The organism is Metallosphaera yellowstonensis MK1 (assembly GCF_000243315.1).
In the GTDB taxonomy this organism is placed as follows: domain Archaea; phylum Thermoproteota; class Thermoprotei_A; order Sulfolobales; family Sulfolobaceae; genus Metallosphaera; species Metallosphaera yellowstonensis.
In genome coordinates, this window is sequence record NZ_JH597761.1 from 533,440 (window position 1) to 550,751 (window position 17,312).

Genomic DNA, 17,312 nt, shown 5'->3' on the forward strand with positions numbered 1-17,312 from the left:
TCCTGCTTGAGGTCCACTATCACGACCGTGAGGAGCTTGGTCCTCTCGAACCTCCCGTGGATGTGGCAGTAGGTCCAGTGGTTCTCAGGGGCTCACGTCCTACCGGAGCGTCGTGGTCCACGGTGTCGTCCACGATGACGACCTGGCCCTTCACCAGTCTGACAGGACCTCCAGCCCCCACGCGTCGTCGAGTTCTCCCAACGCCCCATCAATTCACGTTCCAACCCGAACGTCTCGGCCGCGTTACTCACCCTGGCCCTCCCACCTACCAGGACCACGAGGATCAGACCAGTTGACCTTCCTGCTCCTCCCGTTCCTCCTCACCACTCCCAGCCTGTTTACCGCCTTGACCGGCCTCTCCCTAGCGAACTCGATCTGTCCCTTTCCGCACCTTTTCAGCGAGACGACGTCGAAAAACTTCTCGCTAATACCGGCTTCTTAGTATTACCCCCTAAGATTCCCATAACTGCTGTCCCTGGTTAAGGTACCCGAGGAGAGGAACCTCTCAGAGATGTTGGAGAAAGGGGACATCGATGCCCTATATTCTGCCATAGCTCCAGAGCCCTATCTACGCGGATCTAGGAAGGTGAAGACATTGTTCGAGAACTACGTCGAAGTTGAGAAGGAGTACTTCAGGAAGACCAAGATATTCCCCATAATGCACCTGGTAGTGATAAGGAGGGAGCTCTACGAAAGACACCCTTGGATTGCCATAAATCTCTACAAGTAGTTCCTCCAGGCCAAGAAAATCTCTTTTCGCGAGATAAGGGAGAAGTCCAGAGCATGATAAAATACATGTTGCCCTGGTTAGAGCAAAATGTAGAGGAGGTAGTTCAGGTGATGGAGGAGAACTACTGGCCCTACGGCGTCAAAGCCACAAGACACGTAATCTCAAAGTTCCTTGACTACATGTATAATCTAAGGAATAGTGCCGAAGTTATTGACACCTGAGGAAATCTTCGTGAAGGAGACGCTCGAGGATCCTCCAGAGATCGACAGTTATCCTTAAACCAAAGTTAACAGGACTTTTACCTCTTTTGGTTCAAGAAATGACGGTCAAGCAAACGATTTATGTGCATTTGAGACATCTCTAAAATTTTATTCGATTATTATCGTCATACTCCCATAAAAATCGTATGTCTCAGAGAACAAAGTGTACAACAAAACTAAATAACCGGGAGCTCTTGAGTAAAGTGAGGAAAATGTTGAGCGGGAAGGATCTGATCAGGATTGAAGGTGACGAATTTTTACTGAACCCGAAGGTTTACTCTGACTCCGAGATTTTCAACCTTGAACTTGAGAGGATATTTCACGGACTCTGGACATATGTGGGACACGCGAGTGAATTTCCCAACCCCGGTGACTATAAGGTTGTCAGAGTAGGTAGATATCCAGTCCTCCTGGTGAAGGGGAAGGATGGAGTTATCAGGGGGTTCGTTAATAAGTGCACGCATAGGGGAAACATACTATGCAGAACGTTTAAGGGAAACGCCAAGTTCTTCAAGTGTATTTACCACGGATGGGTCTTCAGCACCGAAGGAAAGGTCATAGGAGTGCCAGACAGGGAAGGTTTTCCGTCAGACTACGACTTTTCCAGGAAGAATCTCGTGGCAGTCCACGTGGAGACGTACAGGGGACTAATATTCGCGAGCATTACACCGAAAGTCTCCCTTGAGGAGCAGTTGGGTGACGTTAAGCAACTAATAGACTACATCTTTAACATCGGGGAGAATGTGGAGGTAAAGGGACCCATAAGATATGCGTACCCAGGGAACTGGAAGCTGGTCGCAGAGAACACGTTGGACATGTACCACTTTCCAGTCCTACACGAGAGTGTGGCCCTCTTATCGGAGAAGTTGAACAACAGGTCTCCACAGAGGCTCTCCAACGCAGCGGTAGGTGGGAAAAGGCTAGATGTCGCCTTCAATGGAGTTGGGTACCTTAGAGGTGGTCACGGCTTCGTCTCGATTTCCAGAGAGATAACTAACCTGAGGGAGCAGTTCGATGCAGTTGTGGGGGAGACGGGCTTAGATAACTTCGATAGACAGAGGGCTGAGTTCAGGAGAAAGGCAACGTTTCACGTCTACGTCTTCCCTAACCTATTGATCCACGACTACGACAACACTGTCCCAACCTTGAGGGTCATCTCTCCGGTGGATGTGGGTCTGACTGAAATACAAAGCTATACGTTCTTCCCCAAGAACCTCAGGAGGGAACTTAAGAGGAAGATCCTGAGGGCACACGAGGAGGTCAGGGGTGCTACGGGAATGAGCAACGCTGACGACAACGAAATAATGGGGGTCATCCAAATAGCTAGTACAGTGGAGGAACCTCCCCTCTTCCTGAGCAAGGGCCTAAATAGGGAGGAGAAGGAGAACAAAGTGCTCAACGAGGCCGGAGTGAGGTTCGAGGGAGTTAGTAACTCGTTGGACGACACCTTCATTAGGGGGTTCTATAAGTGGTGGAGCAACACCATGTTCGGCTCTGAGGATAAATAGTCTGGAGTTAGGTATCCGTAGTCTCCTTGGCAAAGATATCCTCGGGTTTCACCCTCTCTGGGATTATCCCTTGTTCGTATGCATACCTTATGAATGTATCAAGAGTTTTGTAATTCTTACTCAGGCCGTACGGCCAATAATCCTCTCCCATGACCTCCACAGTCTCCCTGTAATGTTCGAACAGCCAAGGAAGGGCATAGTGGAGGGTACCACTCGCGTTACTTAACCTGTCCATCACGATGGATTTGGCCTCGTCAAAGGCCTTGTAAAGGGACTTAGCTATCCAACGATGTTTCTCGTACAGGTCTCTCCTCAGGACTATAACATGGTTTATGGGGAATATCTTAGTCTTTCTGAAGTATTCCTTCTCGTCCTCAACGTAATTCTGGAACAGTCTTTTGACCCTATCTGGTCTACTCCTGAACGTGCTGGGGACTAGGGCACTATACAGGGCGTCTATCTCTCCTTCAGCCAACATGTCGGAGAGGAACTTTCCATCCACTCTCCTCACCTTGAATTTCTCCTCCTTTGGGAGGACGTCTGTTTCTGACAAGATAACGAAATACCTCCGCCTCTTGGTAGGGTCCTCTAGGGGACCCACGAAGTATTCCACCGAGTGTGGCTTAACCCCGTAGAGGTCGCTCATGATTCCCTTGGTCCATATGGCTGCGGATTGCCTGTACTCCGGCACCCCCACCCTCTTCCCGACCAAATCCTCAGGTCTCTCTATACCACTCCTGGCATTGATGAAGACGCCGTTGTGTCGGAAGGCCCTAGAGGGGAACACAGGTATGGCCACGAAGGACCTGTCAGTGAAGAGAGAGGTCAGGTATGCGCCGAAGGAGAGTTCAGCCACGTCAAACTCCTTGTACTTTAACATCCTGTAAAAAATCTCCTGAGGCCAAAGGGGAACATAATTGATCTCAATCCCCTCAACTCTCACGGTACCATCAACTAGTGGGAGTATTCGGTCGTACTGCCAACTCGCAAGAGTTAAGTGGAGATGGGAAACCATGAGTAATTAAACTCGAGTCCATGTTAAAAGTTTAATTCCGTTTGGCGCTCATATCGATGCTGCCTATTCACAGTGGGGCGATTCAGGACTCCATTGCGATTTCTATTTGTTTCTATAGAATGAAAGTGACTTAATTGATCCTACATCAGTACAAGAAAAGGGGACGAGCGCTAGGTCATACCGTGAGATGTACAATCACGTGGTGACCGCGCTCCTCCTTGAGGTAGTTGGGGAGGTCGCGCCATTAAATGAAACTGCTGAGGGGGAGGAGAGGACCTCCCCCAGGTACGCCAGGCACAGGTTCCTGAGGGGGTTCAGGGTCTCCCTCCGGTGGTCGTGTACGGGCTGGAGTGGGTCACGGTGAGCTTACCCGTGCTGTACAGGGGAGGAGTCGCTCAGGGAGGAGAGGCTGGTGCTAAGGGCCCTCCTCCTGCCCGTGTTGGGAACGCCAAGCTCTAAACCCAGGAGCTGGAGGTGGGGGGACTTCAAGTAAGTGATCGTGGACGGGAAGTACGTGAAGTTGGGGGGAGGAAGGAAGGGGGTGCTCCCGATCGCGTTGGGACTCACGGAGGACGGTGTGAGGGCCGTGCTGGACGTGGTCCTGACCGGGGAGGAGGACGTCGTGAGCTACTGGGACCTCCCGGTGAGGCTATGGAGGTACAACCTCACCCTCGTTGTAGCTGACGGGTGAAGGCCGTGGAGGAGGCCATCTCCCGCTTCTGGATCCAGGTCGCGAGGCAGACCTGCCCGGTCCACCTCAAACGAAGCAGGAGGGTGAGGGACGCACTTGACTCCTCTCCCTGCCCCACCCGGGGCTCTCCTACCTCTTTGCCCCCAGGGAGGCCCCTCCTCGAACAACCCGACCAGCCCTTCAACTCCCTCCCGGAGAGTTCTGCAAGTGCCACTCCTCCTGGAGGACCGCCCGGGCCATAGCCCTCAACTACAACCTCTCCACCTGTTATCTCATCCTGATAATATTACAGGAACCCTTATTTCTTCATGAAATGATCAAATATATTCAGTAATTCCTCCATTGAATAAGTCCAAATCAACAGAGATATTACAATTCGCAAAGGAGTCCTGAATCGCCCTTCACAGTGAGGATAAAACATTTAGTTCGTGAGATACTTTATAAATCTGTATATCTCCCCTTAGGCTGTAGTATGTGTGGCATCCGAATCTTTTCGCTACGAAATTTTGTGTGTAATACAGCAGTTATGGGGTTTTCCCTTGAGTACTGCCCTGTAATCTAGGCGAATTCTAATAACCGCTGTGTAATATTTGACAAGTTAGCGGTATTTCCACTTTCAATAAACTAACTGATATCTCAGTTCGAACTACAGTCCTAGGGATATTATACATATTAATCAAAATTAAACAATTTATCCATGATATCTCGTGATATCGTCATTGTACCTTAAAATCCCCTCATCTCCTTCACGTTAAACTTCAAGGGATTCTAGTGACCTCAAACCTATCCTCGTGATAGAAGCTCCCCAAACCTGGGCTCATTTACAGCTCTATCTTGGCACTACAGCGATAAAATTGTTACATATGCCCTACTTTAGTCCTCCAGATAATTATGTATCAATCGTTTCTTTTGCGAAAAGTTCTTCTGGTTTAATAATGTTGGGGATTAGGCCTTGCTCGTACATGTAACGGACGAATGTCTCTATCACATGATAATTCTTCTTCAAACCGTATGGCCAATAATCGTCCCCCATCACCTTTACGGTGTCTTCATAATGATCAAACAGCCACGGTAAAGCGTAATGTATAGTCTCAAAATCCCATAACTGCTGTGTAATAAACTTCTCAAATGCTATGTTTTTTGCCTCTTCAAACGCTTTATACAACGACTTGGCTATCCATCTATTATTTTCATAGAGATTTCTCCTCATTACCACCACATGCATTATGGGGAATATTTTACTTCTAGTATAATATTCAATTTCGAGCTCCTTATAATTTTTGAATAATCTCGCAATTCTTTCAGGATAATTTCTAAATGAACTTGGGATCAGAGCACTATAAATGGCATCTATTTCTCCGTTAGCTAACATGTCCGACAGATTCTTTCCTTCTGGTATTTTAACAATTTTTATACTCTTGTATCTAGGTAATACATCAGTTTCCGCTAAAACTGTAAAGTATCGTCTTCTCCTAGATGGATCCTCTAATGGACCGGTATAATACATGACAGTTTCTGGTCTAACATCGTAGTAATCGCTTAATATGCCCCTTATCCAGACTGCAGCGGTTTGCCTGTATTCTGGTACTCCCACTTTCTTACCCACCAGGTCCTGAGGTTCCTTTATGCCACTGTTCACGTTAACATATATACTGTTATGTCTGAACGATCTAGAAGGAAAGACCGGAATAGCCATAAATGGACTATCTTCAAAAAGGGACGCTACATATGCCCCAAAGGACAGCTCTGCAACATCGAATTCCCTATATTTCAGCATCCTATAAAAAATTTCCTGAATCCATAAAGGTAAGAAAGTTAATTCCAACCCCTCAGGCCTCACAGTTCCATCGTAGAGGGGAATTGTCCTATCATAAGTCCAACAGGCTAGTGTCAAACGGATTTTTTCCGCCATACTCAGTAATTAAGGAATTTTAGATTTAAACTTAACCATCAAGGTTCACCAAAGGCAAAAACTATAAATCTCTAAGGGTTTTGGTAGGTCTTAGTTATGCTGTAATCAAAACTTAAAAATGCAGATAGGTAGTCTATGTTATGATAAGTAAACCAGATGAATTAAGAGATATAGAAATAATCGATGCGGAATCGCATGTGGTAGAAAATCCAGAGGATATAGAGAAATTTTTAGATAAAAAGTATAGACTACCTATGATAGTAAGGGATGAGGTGAGCGGAAGTAGATATTGGGTTGTAGACGGAAAAGTCTACACAAGACCCTTCGGGTTTGGGGGTGGTGAGGCCAGAGGCCTAATAGACCATACATTTAATAAGTTCTATGGAAAAATAAATCCTAAACTAAGGGCAAAAGATGCGTCTCTTAACGACATTGAGGGAAGGTTGGCTGATCTAGACCAAATGGGAATTGATGCCCAAGTGGTCAATCCAACCTCTGGCTTAATAATCCCATTTATGAGCGATAGGGAATGGGCCTATGCCCTAGCCAGAGCCTACAACGATTATGTATCCACGAGAATAAAGGAGAGCGGCACAAGGAGAATTTACGCTAACGCGGCTGTACCCATTCAGGACGTGAACTTAGCCATCAAGGAAATGGAGCGGGCTAAGGAATTAGGGCTAAAAGGCGTGGTCGTACCGGTTTTCGTGTCCGACGGACACTTCATAGCTGAAAAACCCATCTTCGATGAAGAATTCTTTCCATTCTTCAAGAAAGCTACAGAGCTAAATATGCCTGTAGTCGTTCATGTAACGCCCACCACTTCTGAGTTACCGTGGGTATTCCTGTTTAATAAATTTCTGTATGTTAGGGGAGTAGGACATCCTTTCGCTATGATGGTAGCGTTAATGGGGTTAATAGGAGAAGGATTCTTTGAACGTTTGCCTAACTTAAAAGTGCATTTATGTGAGGCCGGTGCGTCGTGGTTACCTTTCTGGATATGGTGGTTGGATGAGGCCATAGAGAACCCTAGATTCAGGAAATATACGTTAGAGAGGTTCGGGATGGATCCAAATCCTCACTTGAAGAGGTTCGCATCGGAGTACCTCCAGCAAGGAAATGTTTACGTTTCTGTTGAAAGTGAAGAGCCACCTGAAATAATAAAATATATAATTGAAAAAATGGGATTGGAGAATAATCTAGTATTTGCTGTGGACTATCCTCACGCATCGGAGGCCGAGCTTTTCCCAGAGTACCTTAATGTATTTATGGGGAATATAGCCAAACCCGCTAATTTGAATAAAAAGCAGATGGAAAAAATACTAAGAGATAACGCTAGGAGATTATATAATATAGAGAAATAATTATTTATAACTAAATAATTTTATTTAGCATTAATTGTTAATTTAGGCATAACTATTTGGCGTGACAAGTGATCATCATATGATCCTCTTGGTCCCTCACATTACTTTGTGTAATTGTTCAACTTAGATACAAATAAAATTAAATAATTAAATAACTTACAGCAGTTATGGGACTTTAACGTAACTTAAAGATTTTCATCAGCCCCGGCGGTCCACCTAAATGACGTTCAAGAACCTGAGGAACGCCTCCACGCTCCTCAGGTTCAGCTCCCCCACCAGTTCCCTGACGACGTTGTTGATGGTGAAGATCGTGAGGTAGCCCTGAAGCCTCTCCCTCCTCCAGGATGAGCAGTCCCAGGGCCTCGACGTCCTTTGGAGCTCCTCGATCTCCCACCCGACAGGCCTCCTCCCCGCTGAGCGAGAGGTCGGTAGTGTAGAGGTACCTGACGTGTGTCCCAGAGTCACGTTTACGTTCCCGGACTAGCAACTTCACCGTAATGGGTCGGCCTCCCAGGGTCAGGTCGGCGTAGTAGACTCCGGGGGGTATCCCACTGGGAGGCGCCCCCGAGGGTCCCCTGGGCCTACCCTGGGCTCGGTTGGACTTGAGCCTTGACACCACTTTGTTCGTCACGGGCTTCTCGGACAGTACGGGAGTCGAAGACGACCCTGGCTACCGGAAGGGCTCCTTGAGCACGTCAAACATCTGGCCACGTCGATCTCGGTCTTGAACTCGGTGACCCTCACAAATCCCACATCTTCCTCACGGCGTAGGGGAAACCATGAACGTCCTGCTTGAGGTCCACTATGGCGACCGTGAGGAGCTTGGTCCTCTCGAACCTCCCGTGGATGTGGCAGTAGGTCCAGTGGTTCTCAGGGGCTCACGTCCTACCGGAGCGTCGTGGTCCACGGTGTCGTCCACGATGACGACCTGACCCTTCACCAGCCCCGACAGGACCTCCAGCCCCTCCACGCGTCGTCGAGTTCTCCCAACGCCTTCAGCAGGTTTGCGTGGATCAACCCGAACGTCTCGGCCGCATTCTTCACGCTGGCCCTCTCACCCACCAAGACCATGAGGATCAGTGCCAGTTAACCTTCCTGCTCCTCCCCTTCCCCCTCACCACTCCCAGCCTGTTGACCGCCTTGACCGGCCTCTCCCTAGCGAACTTGATCTGTCCTTCCGCACCTTTTCGGCAGGACGTCGTTGAAAACTTCTCGCTAATACCGGCTTTTTCGTATTACCCCCCTTAGATTCCCATAACTGCTGTAGGTAAGAAAATTGAACCAGTTTACAAAAACATTTAGGTGACTCTAAAGAGAAGAACTCGCTGCGTCTAGACTGGAAAGTAAAGGTTATATGTGAGTACGTTTGGGGAATCTAGGTACACGATCCTCCTAGTTAGTTTAATCTCTGGGTCATGAGAGAGAATATCTTCCTTCCCACCAGTAATAAGATATTGCTTTCCCTCATCACCTTCTGTTCTGCACAAGACAAAACTGCTCCTTGCCTTTATCCTTTTTCCATCTAATTCGCTTACCCTTACGTTTCCCACTATTCTCCTCAATTTACTGGCAGAGCTTTGGAGGGCCCATCCCGTCGGGGCTCTCAGCCTCTTAATCATGAGAGCTAATTTTTGTTTATCTCCTCGAATAAAATAGGAATTCTCAGAATAAATTAATTTTTTACCTTTCATTACCACTGGCAGTGGTATCAGATATTCGAAGTCCTCACTCAATAGGTTCAGCCACTCCTCGTACCGTTCATTGTCTAAAATCTCGGCCTCCTCGTAGAGGAACTCAAGGACTTTAAAATAAGTAGACTGGTCTATCATTCTCGTCTCCCCTCCCAGCCCATCTCAATGAGCCACCTCCTCCAAAACGTTCTAACTCCCTCCTCGTGAAATTGCGTTCCCCTGACTAGTCCTGGACCTGGCCAATCATCCAGGGTAGGTAGATCGCTCAACCCAAGGTTTCCAGCGAAGATCAGTTGGTCAACCTTCCTGGAGTAAATTCCCCTAGCGGATTTGGCGATCTTCCTCCATATTGTAGTGTCGTCCATCTCTGCCACTCCCGCCGGCCCGAAATGGGACGAAGTTATCTCGTAGACCCTCTTGGCGATCTCATCTGGGACCAACTTAGGCACAACCACCCACGTCCATATCTCGGTTACTCCAGGGCCCAATGGATTCCACAACCTTATTTCGCTCACAGGGGCGTTAGGTCTTCCTGACTTTGGTGAGTCTGTTTGATCCGCAGCTATGAACATCGAGAAGTTGGGAAACACTGTGAATACCCACATGGTAGCTTCGGTGAAGAGCTTAAACTGGTCCTCACTAACCCCCTCAGGCTTTCGAAAACCTTTGTACCACTCTCCATAGAATCCAAAGTATCCTGGAATATTTGGATCTGGTGGGAACCTTATTCCTATGGCGGAAACTGGTTTCCCTCTGGAGTCCTTCAGCTCCGCCACAGAGACGTCTCTACCGACCATGGCTGACGGGGTAACATAACCGAACCTAGACAGGGGACTGGAGTAACCTAATTCCACAACCGATTTATGAGAAGTCATGGTGTGAAGCCTATCCTCAGCGAAGTTGGCGGCAGGAGACTTCCAATCACAGTCGACCACGAACCTAAAGGGTTCTCCAACTAACCTGACTCCGCCACTGGCCTTATAGAAGACGTCAAGATACCACCTCATTTCTCCCAGATACTCCTCCAAACTTATCGCGTTCTTGTTCATGTTCCCGAAAATCAGATTCTCATACGTTTCCACCCTAATCTCCTCCAGGGCAATTCTGCTCATGTCCAAGTTTCTATAAGCCACTTCCTTAACTGGGACTCCAATCAACCTACCCCTGTTGTCGTAAGTCCAGCCATGATATGGACAGGTGAAGGACTTAGCGTTGCCTCTCTCAGCTTCACAGAGTTCAGTGCCCATGTGTCTACAGCTATTGAAGAATCCCCTTATCCTATCGTCCTCTCCTCTGATAACCATGAAAGAGTCAGGCCCAATTTTTCTTACAACGAAGTCACCACGGTTTGGAATTTCGTCAGCTAAACCCAGGAAGACCCAGCTCCTAGAGAATATCTTCTCGAGTTCCTCTTTGAAAACATCTTCATCGTTCATCAACTTAAGTGGTACTCGTGAGGGATCATGGTATCTTTCATAATGGACGTTATTAGATGATCTCATATTCAAATAAAATTTAATTAAGTTTCCCCTTTATATATTTTGCTCAACCTGATTTGTGAATCACTTCAATTTTTATCAGAGCTTACGTAAAGCTTTCTTTCAAGTTAGCGTATAATTTTGAATTTTAAGTTGTCTAGTCGGCTAGACATCTGAGAAAATTGAACGACCCCACAAAGCACCTCCCTCACTAAAGCGTAAATATTACGTTAATTAACACGAAACATATTTTTTCCACCAACTTATACCTAATTTACCCCTTTCTTAGAAATTGCATCTCGTCTAGTAAAATTAGTGAAGCACAACTGACTGCATGAGAACACTCCTGTGTTAGAAGCCCTGAGACGACGTCTCAATCGTGACCTCCAGTAAATAAGGAGTTAAGCAGATCTAGGACGCACTCTAAGGGTTAAATGAGAAACTTATAACAGTTATTAGACTCTCCCTTGACTGCAAGGTGACATTTGAGGGAAAGTCTCATAGCTGCCCAAACTTACTTCTGGGAGTTGACGCGATGGTGTCCCTTCATTGGATGAATCTTAGGGCTACAGCTCCTCCATCGTAGAGGCCAACAATGCCTGGACATTCCGAGGAATTTTAGTAGGCCTGAAAGGCTTTAGGTTTGAAAACTTTTTGGATTGGGGATTACAAGTCCATTCGTTAACCGCATTTGTAGACTAACATGTGTTAATGGGAGTACCTTCCCAATACAAAATCCTTATATAGCATTTTGCGATTGAAAGGCTCTTATCTATCTTTTTATGCTTACAGCAGTTATCAGATTTTACCCTGATTACAGGGCGCTACCTAAGGAAAAATCCCACAACTGCTGTGCTTAATAATACTCTGTGAATTAACCTCAATTATCATAAAAGCTAACGCTGAGCCTCCTTTTAGCCTAACATCAGATATTGAATTTTATGGAACCTAATGACAGCGAGCCATTCAGGTTTCCATTGCAAATCCACTTTATTTGAATCCTTTTAGAGTAATTAGTCGTGAATTCGGGAGAACTTAGCGGTGATAAAGTAGAATTTGCATTACGTGATAACATAAAACTGCTATTCGCAATGGATCCGTGAATCATCCATGACAGCAGTAGTTATTGGATTTTGTCTCATTCAAAAGGCGATATCCAAGGGAAAACCCATAACTGCTCTAACAGTACTTCCTGAGAAGAAGTGGCGTTTCACGACTCAGCGTAGCAATCGATATGTCTAGGTTACACGCTTCACTGAGACAACAGATATCGCTTTTAATGTTTTTTGAGATGTTGCACATAAACTCCAGCTCAGTCAAACGAAAAAAGGTTGGGTGAAGTTAAAGTATGAACATGCTTGATTGATCTACAAACTACGGACGAGGCCAAATATATGAGGGGATTGCCTTGTGTGCTTGTTCAATTTTCTCAGATGCCAATCTCATTGGGCAACTTAAAATTAGAAATTATACATCAATTTGAAAGTAAGCTTTACGTGAACTCTAATAATAATTGAAGTAATCCACGAAGCACGAGGGAATGCAAAGTTTAATTACCTTAAATAAGTAATTATTTTTTAGTGAAAGTATGGACAGGGAGAAGAAGTTCAAGGAGTTAATAGAGGAGATGAAGGGGAAGAACGTGGGAACTTACGCTACGGCTTTCGATAAGAGGTTCTCCAACTATCCTGTCTTCACCCCGGAACCTTCGCCTTTCATGACACCGTACATGTGGAGATATGAGGACATGAAGAGGTTAGCGTACAGGTTGAGGGGAGTCATAGACCCAGAGTTCACTGACAGGGTGACAATTCACCTGGAGAATCCAGGGATTAAGAAACTCTCGCCCGAGTTCCCCGCCCCGGCTACTCCCACCATGTACGCTGGAATACAAATAATAGCTCCAGAGGATAAGCCACCTGCCCACAGGCACTTCACCAACGCCTTCAGGGTCGGGTTGGAGTTCCCCCCTGAGGGAGGGTATACCACGGTGAACGGGGTCAGGATCAGGATTCTCAGGGGAGACGTTGTGCTCACTCCGTCCCTCACTTGGCACGACCATGGCAACTACGGTAAGGACTACGCGTTTTGGTACGACGGGCTGGATGCCCCACTCACCTTCTGGTTAGGACTGGAGTGGTACTCCTTCCTGAAGGACTTCAACGGAAAGGTGATCCAGGACGTCATCGGTACGGAGGTCGACATAGAGGGAAAGTTCTCCTATAATTACCTTCCCCTAAGTGAGCCCAAGTCTGAGGTGAACCCCGTGTGGTATTACCCGTACAAGAAGACCAGGGAGACCCTAATGAGGATGGCCGAGAAGAGTGACGGCGATCCCCACAGGGGGATAGCGCTCGAGCTCATAAACCCACAGACTGGAGGGCCGGCCTTCCCCACCATGAGCCTCAGGTACCACCTCATAAAGCCTGGCGTGGAGACCAAACCCGTTCAGGCCACAGAGAGCCTGGTCATGTTCCCGATGGAGGGTGAGGCCACTGTCACCTTAGGGGAGGGCCATCAAACGTTCAGGCTTAAGGAGAACGACTTCCTGACCCTACCTCCTTGGGCGAAGTACACTGTCTATAACGAGGGTAAGGTACCACTGATACTGTTCGTGCAGTCAGATGCTCCGACCTACAAGGCCCTGGGAAAGTATAGGGAGAAACTACACTGAGTGGAAAGTCTTTCTCTTTTTCCCCAGCCTAGCAACAGTTTACCAAGTCGAAGTATCTTTCTCCCGTCGTCCGGTTGTTTTTTTTTGTATCGATATGTTGGTTTTTTAGTTGTAGTATAACCTAGTTTCTTTGATAACTGATAATGTAAAAAGGTGACTTTAAGGTAAGAATTAAGATAATTCATGGTTCTACGAACACGGGCAATAATTGATAAGCACTCGTGTTATGTCATCACTATTGTTCGATCTTTAATCTTAAAGGTATCTCTCCAGGCAAGAATTTTCCTAGCTGATTCGAGAATCATTATTTAATAGTTCGACTTTTGAAGCAGCTTTACAAAAACGTAAAAACCTAAAAGGCTGAGAGATTTGTGATTCAGACAGATGATGGAATGGCCGTATCTCGGAACAGAATCCCTTGGCTTCGTGAAGGGAGTGTTCACATGCAGTCATGATATTCGATAATGCGTACTGATATTATATGATCGACTCTTAAATGACTTTTACCTGAAGGTAAGCCAGGTTTAGGGACATAACGTCCCTGGAGAGTCGTGGTGCTTCACGGCCGGGACCAGGTCCGTGTTATACTCCAGCGTGGCCGAGCTCCAGGTAACGGCCTCGTTCAGCCGACCTGGCGAGACTCGACCTCAGCACCGAGTTGAAGCTCCGCATAGATCGTAATTATTGCTCTTCTACTTTTCGAATAAGGTGACTACATGAGAACACTCACCGCTAAGTATGTTTACCGGAAACTGTTGGCAACGGCCAAGTTTGGCACCTGAGTACGACTGAACACGAGGTTATTTGGATAAGAACGAAGGAGCTAAAACACCTTGGTCAATATTATGGCGATGAGTGTCGCTAATATACCACCGAGGAACCCGAAGAAGTACGTCCTCATGTCCTCCCTGATCTCGTCGATCCTCTTGTTGACCGACTCAAACTTGACGTCAACGTAGCTCTTTAATTCCGTCTTGATCCCTTGTTCCGTATCTCTCATCTCCTTCCTTAGGGCGTCTATGTCGGACTTCGTGGCCGTCCTCAACCTCTGTTCCAAGTCGTTTATCTCCTTCCTTAGGGCGTCTATGTCGGACTTCGTGGCCGTCCTCAACCTCTGTTCCAAGTCGTTTATCTCCTTCCTTAGGGCGTCTATGTCGGACTTCGTGGCCACTTCCTTGATCACACTGTCCAAGATCAACAGCCTCACTTTGTCATCCTGGGCTATCCCGACTGAGATCCTCCTGATGAACTCCTGATACGCTTCGTTATCTTTACTGAACTCCTCCAGCAGTTGTCTGGCCAGGCTCACATTTATCAATTATCTCTGACCCAAATAAAAACTTAACAGGGTCGAGCGAAAATTAATCGGCTAGCGGTTATTAGGTTTTCCCTCGATTACAGATTGATGAGTAAGGGAAAGTCCCATGACTATTGTGAGTGATGTGAACCGAAAATACGGTCGGGAAATGAACCCCCGAAAGGAATCCTCTTTTCCTAAGACGTCAAGGACATCGGAGGATTTCATTCGGGTGAGGTGTCACGTCACCCTGAAGAGCGAGGCATCTCCGTGTATTTCCCTAACCAGAGAGGCCAATGAAGGTCGTATTTCTGTATACGTTGTGCATAGCACTGTCAGTAGTGATTACCCTCGCCCTCTCCCTCTCAGCGAGAGATACCACAAAACAGTCTACAATTGAGAGGAAAGAAAAGTCAACCTTGACTTCTCCTGCCCTCAGGGAGAGATCTTTATCCGGGGGAATCACCCTAATTGATGAATCTAAAATAAGCGAAAGTCTCACCCTAGCTCCTTCCTTACCTACGACCCAGGAATATTGGTAGAAAACCTCCATTAAGTTCAAGGGGGTAGTGAAAGCCCCGTACCTCCCTGCGTAGATTCCCCTCATTAATTCCTTGACTTTCTCGTTCAGCCCTGAGAAGTGCACGTGGAAGATCCCGGTGTCAAGGACTATTTTCTCCCTCACTTTCCTTTCTCCTCTCCTCCTCTTAATTCCCTCAGGAGGAGCCTGCCCGTCTCCGCCTCGTCTATACCGAAAGCCTCCAGTAGAGTTAACTTCGGTCGTAATACCATCTCGTTACCCTTCACCTTGATCTCAAGCTTCGAGTCCTCCTTGATGTTAACTTTTCTCCTGACCTCGGCAGGGATCACGATCATCCCCTTCTTGTGAACCTTGACATCCATAGCGATGTTTCGCTTGACAAAGTTAAACGTTTAACTTTCGCGGAGGTTTGACTCTGGGTAAGGAGTTCTTCGTGCTGGCCAGTGTGGGGAATCAGTCATGGGCCCCTCGAATCCCTCAAGCTGGTATCGAAAGTTTGGTAGTAAAGTATATTCAGTAGAAATGTATACTTCAATTATGGCCACCACAATAAAAGTGGAGGATAAAACCAAAACTGACCTCGAGAACTTGAGGGCCGAAATCTTACTGAACTCGAACATTAAGCTGACTATTGAGAAGTTACAAGATTGCCTCACGTCCTTAGCCCTTGAAAACAAGGAGTCTTCTTTGACTACGTGGCGAAGAGGAAGTTTGAAAGGAAAACTATGAGAGAGTAAACTACCCCGCCCTCACGGACGGGGCTTTGGGGTTTCCAGTGGCCTTCACGACGCACCTTCATGTCCCCTTCGGGGTGTTTACGTACCCCAGACCCGTACCTCTCGTTAAGGCACGGGCTACGTTAATAGATGCGTTCAGGTCACGGTTGTACTTGAGACCGCACTTAGGACAGCGATATTCCCTTCCTTCAACGTGGGTAACGTACCCACACCTGTGGCAAGTCTTAGATGTATTCTTAGGGTCTATGTATACCACCTTGATTCCTTGTATCTTAGCCTTGTACTCCACCATCTTCTGCAGTTTCCTGAAGGGTAAGGAGTGAAACCTCCTATTGAGTTCCTTACCCTTCTTGAAGTTCTCTCTAATACCCGTGAGCTTCTCCATCACTAACACAGGAGAAGGGAACTGTTTAGCGTATTCCACAATCTCCTTGGAGATAACGTGAAGCTCGTGGTTCACAATCCTTCTCTCTCTACCTCTCAGCCTCTTGAACACGTCCAACCTTCTCTTTTCCTGTAGTTTCTTCCTGATATTGAAGTACTTGTGCCTGACTTCCTTGATTCTAGATCCCTTGAAGAAGGTGCCCTTTGTCGGTTTACCGACTAGTGCCACTACTGTAGCGAAGTTCCTTTCACCCAGGTCTATCCCTATAGGTGTTTGTGGTTCAAAATCCTTGAATGGTTTTTCAAGGGTGAAGTAGGCGTACCACTCTCCGTCTCTCTTTACGAGTTCAACCTGTTGCAAAGACCACTCGCCGTCATCAGAGAGGGCGTCAACTATCATCTGTCTTTGTCTTTCCCCGAACTGTACTGGATACCACACACCATCACCGTCCAGCTGAAGATATAACCAATAAGGTGTTAACTTAGTGTCCCTCCTCACGAGCTTGAAAGCACGGTAGTTCACTCGCATTGATACTTCATGCACGTGAAATTCTCTTCCCTCATTAGCCTTAACCAGTTCTACTGCTTTGTCCCTGGCAGTCTGTGTGAGAGTGGAAGACAGACCGAACCTTCTTCTAGCCTCCTCGTACGCTTTCTGTTGGAGAAGTTCCTTATCCTTGATCTTAAAGGAGGCGAAGAACTTCACAGCTTTTAGGTACTTCTCCAGAACGACGTTCAGTTTATGCCTCTTCTCTTTGTTAGGGTTCAGAATCTTCCCCTGTACTGCTACTTTAACTTCTGCCCTCAGGGAACGTCCCAATCTTTTTTTTACTTTGATTCACATTTATACTTAGCTCCCCGCCCTCACGGACGGGGTCTCAGGTGTCAAAAGATGAAGCTATAAAGGATTGGAGTATTGACACCAGTAATATTAACGTCGACAGTGTGATATATGATAATCCTCGAGATGAAGTTTTTAATAACTTTCTATAACAAAAGGGATTCGAGACACGAAGAAGCTGTCGTCAAC

General features: G+C 46.7%; 13 protein-coding genes and 3 pseudogenes. 6 read left to right on the forward strand and 10 right to left on the reverse strand.

The genetic code is table 11. The features are described 5' to 3' along the window. A pseudogene (locus METMK1DRAFT_RS19955) lies at window positions 1–399 on the reverse strand (IS701 family transposase); the annotation flags it as partial. Between the two features lie 112 nt (window positions 400–511). Here METMK1DRAFT_RS19955 and METMK1DRAFT_RS15495 point away from each other — a divergent pair. From METMK1DRAFT_RS15495 to METMK1DRAFT_RS03435, 3 genes are all read left to right on the forward strand, one after another. After that, entirely contained in the window at window positions 512–730 is a 219-nt protein-coding gene (locus METMK1DRAFT_RS15495) for a hypothetical protein (RefSeq protein WP_009070917.1), read from the forward strand. 53 nt (window positions 731–783) lie between these two features. Further along, the gene (locus tag METMK1DRAFT_RS17335) at window positions 784–951 is read left to right on the forward strand and encodes a hypothetical protein (RefSeq protein ID WP_009070919.1); all 168 of its coding nucleotides are present in this window, start codon (window positions 784–786) and stop codon (window positions 949–951) included. A gap of 242 nt (window positions 952–1,193) precedes the next feature. Further along, window positions 1,194–2,498, forward strand: a complete 1,305-nt coding sequence (locus METMK1DRAFT_RS03435; protein ID WP_245544587.1) for an aromatic ring-hydroxylating oxygenase subunit alpha — start codon at window positions 1,194–1,196, stop codon at window positions 2,496–2,498. 7 nt (window positions 2,499–2,505) lie between these two features. Here the strand turns inward: METMK1DRAFT_RS03435 and METMK1DRAFT_RS03440 are convergent, their stop codons facing one another. Beyond that, the gene (locus tag METMK1DRAFT_RS03440) at window positions 2,506–3,513 is read right to left on the reverse strand and encodes a substrate-binding domain-containing protein (RefSeq protein WP_009070923.1); all 1,008 of its coding nucleotides are present in this window, start codon (window positions 3,511–3,513) and stop codon (window positions 2,506–2,508) included. A 187-nt stretch (window positions 3,514–3,700) separates the two neighbouring features. On the opposite strand from METMK1DRAFT_RS03440, the pseudogene METMK1DRAFT_RS16160 reads away from it, so the two are divergent. Beyond that, window positions 3,701–4,538, forward strand: a pseudogene (locus tag METMK1DRAFT_RS16160) (transposase). A gap of 555 nt (window positions 4,539–5,093) precedes the next feature. Here METMK1DRAFT_RS16160 and METMK1DRAFT_RS03455 read toward each other — a convergent pair. Continuing rightward, a complete protein-coding gene (locus METMK1DRAFT_RS03455) occupies window positions 5,094–6,116 on the reverse strand; it encodes a substrate-binding domain-containing protein (RefSeq protein WP_009070928.1) in 1,023 nt (340 codons plus the stop codon). Window positions 6,117–6,256: 140 nt separating this feature from the next. Between METMK1DRAFT_RS03455 and METMK1DRAFT_RS03460 the strand changes: the two genes are divergently transcribed. Continuing rightward, window positions 6,257–7,480, forward strand: coding sequence for an amidohydrolase family protein (locus tag METMK1DRAFT_RS03460; protein WP_009070931.1), 1,224 nt, complete (start codon window positions 6,257–6,259; stop codon window positions 7,478–7,480). Window positions 7,481–7,655: 175 nt separating this feature from the next. Here the strand turns inward: METMK1DRAFT_RS03460 and METMK1DRAFT_RS16165 are convergent. The 3 genes and pseudogenes from METMK1DRAFT_RS16165 to METMK1DRAFT_RS03475 form a co-directional block, all read right to left on the reverse strand. Further along, a pseudogene (locus tag METMK1DRAFT_RS16165) lies at window positions 7,656–8,700 on the reverse strand (IS701 family transposase). Between the two features lie 111 nt (window positions 8,701–8,811). Next, on the reverse strand, window positions 8,812–9,309 hold the full coding sequence (locus METMK1DRAFT_RS03470) for an aromatic-ring-hydroxylating dioxygenase subunit beta (RefSeq protein ID WP_009070937.1): 498 nt from the start codon (window positions 9,307–9,309) through the stop codon (window positions 8,812–8,814). After that, a complete protein-coding gene (locus METMK1DRAFT_RS03475) occupies window positions 9,306–10,673 on the reverse strand; it encodes an aromatic ring-hydroxylating oxygenase subunit alpha (RefSeq protein WP_009070938.1) in 1,368 nt (455 codons plus the stop codon). Before METMK1DRAFT_RS03475 ends, METMK1DRAFT_RS03470 begins: the two co-directional genes overlap by 4 nt. Before the next feature lie 1,564 nt (window positions 10,674–12,237). On the opposite strand from METMK1DRAFT_RS03475, the gene METMK1DRAFT_RS03480 reads away from it, so the two are divergent. Further along, window positions 12,238–13,323, forward strand: coding sequence for a cupin domain-containing protein (locus METMK1DRAFT_RS03480; protein ID WP_009070940.1), 1,086 nt, complete (start codon window positions 12,238–12,240; stop codon window positions 13,321–13,323). An 823-nt stretch (window positions 13,324–14,146) separates the two neighbouring features. Here METMK1DRAFT_RS03480 and METMK1DRAFT_RS03485 read toward each other — a convergent pair. The 4 genes from METMK1DRAFT_RS03485 to METMK1DRAFT_RS03505 form a co-directional block, all read right to left on the reverse strand. Next, entirely contained in the window at window positions 14,147–14,632 is a 486-nt protein-coding gene (locus METMK1DRAFT_RS03485; protein ID WP_048087392.1) for a CCDC90 family protein, read from the reverse strand. Window positions 14,633–14,900: 268 nt separating this feature from the next. Next, window positions 14,901–15,305 (reverse strand): PIN domain-containing protein, encoded by a 405-nt coding sequence (locus tag METMK1DRAFT_RS03490; protein ID WP_009070944.1) that lies wholly within the window; start codon window positions 15,303–15,305, stop codon window positions 14,901–14,903. Then, window positions 15,302–15,523 carry an AbrB/MazE/SpoVT family DNA-binding domain-containing protein gene (locus METMK1DRAFT_RS03495; protein WP_009070946.1) on the reverse strand — a complete coding sequence of 74 codons (222 nt, stop codon included), beginning with the start codon at window positions 15,521–15,523 and terminating at the stop codon, window positions 15,302–15,304. Before METMK1DRAFT_RS03495 ends, METMK1DRAFT_RS03490 begins: the two co-directional genes overlap by 4 nt. A 433-nt stretch (window positions 15,524–15,956) precedes the next feature. Beyond that, the gene (locus tag METMK1DRAFT_RS03505; protein WP_009070949.1) at window positions 15,957–17,102 is read right to left on the reverse strand and encodes an RNA-guided endonuclease InsQ/TnpB family protein; all 1,146 of its coding nucleotides are present in this window, start codon (window positions 17,100–17,102) and stop codon (window positions 15,957–15,959) included. Between the last annotated feature and the right edge of the window lie 210 nt (window positions 17,103–17,312).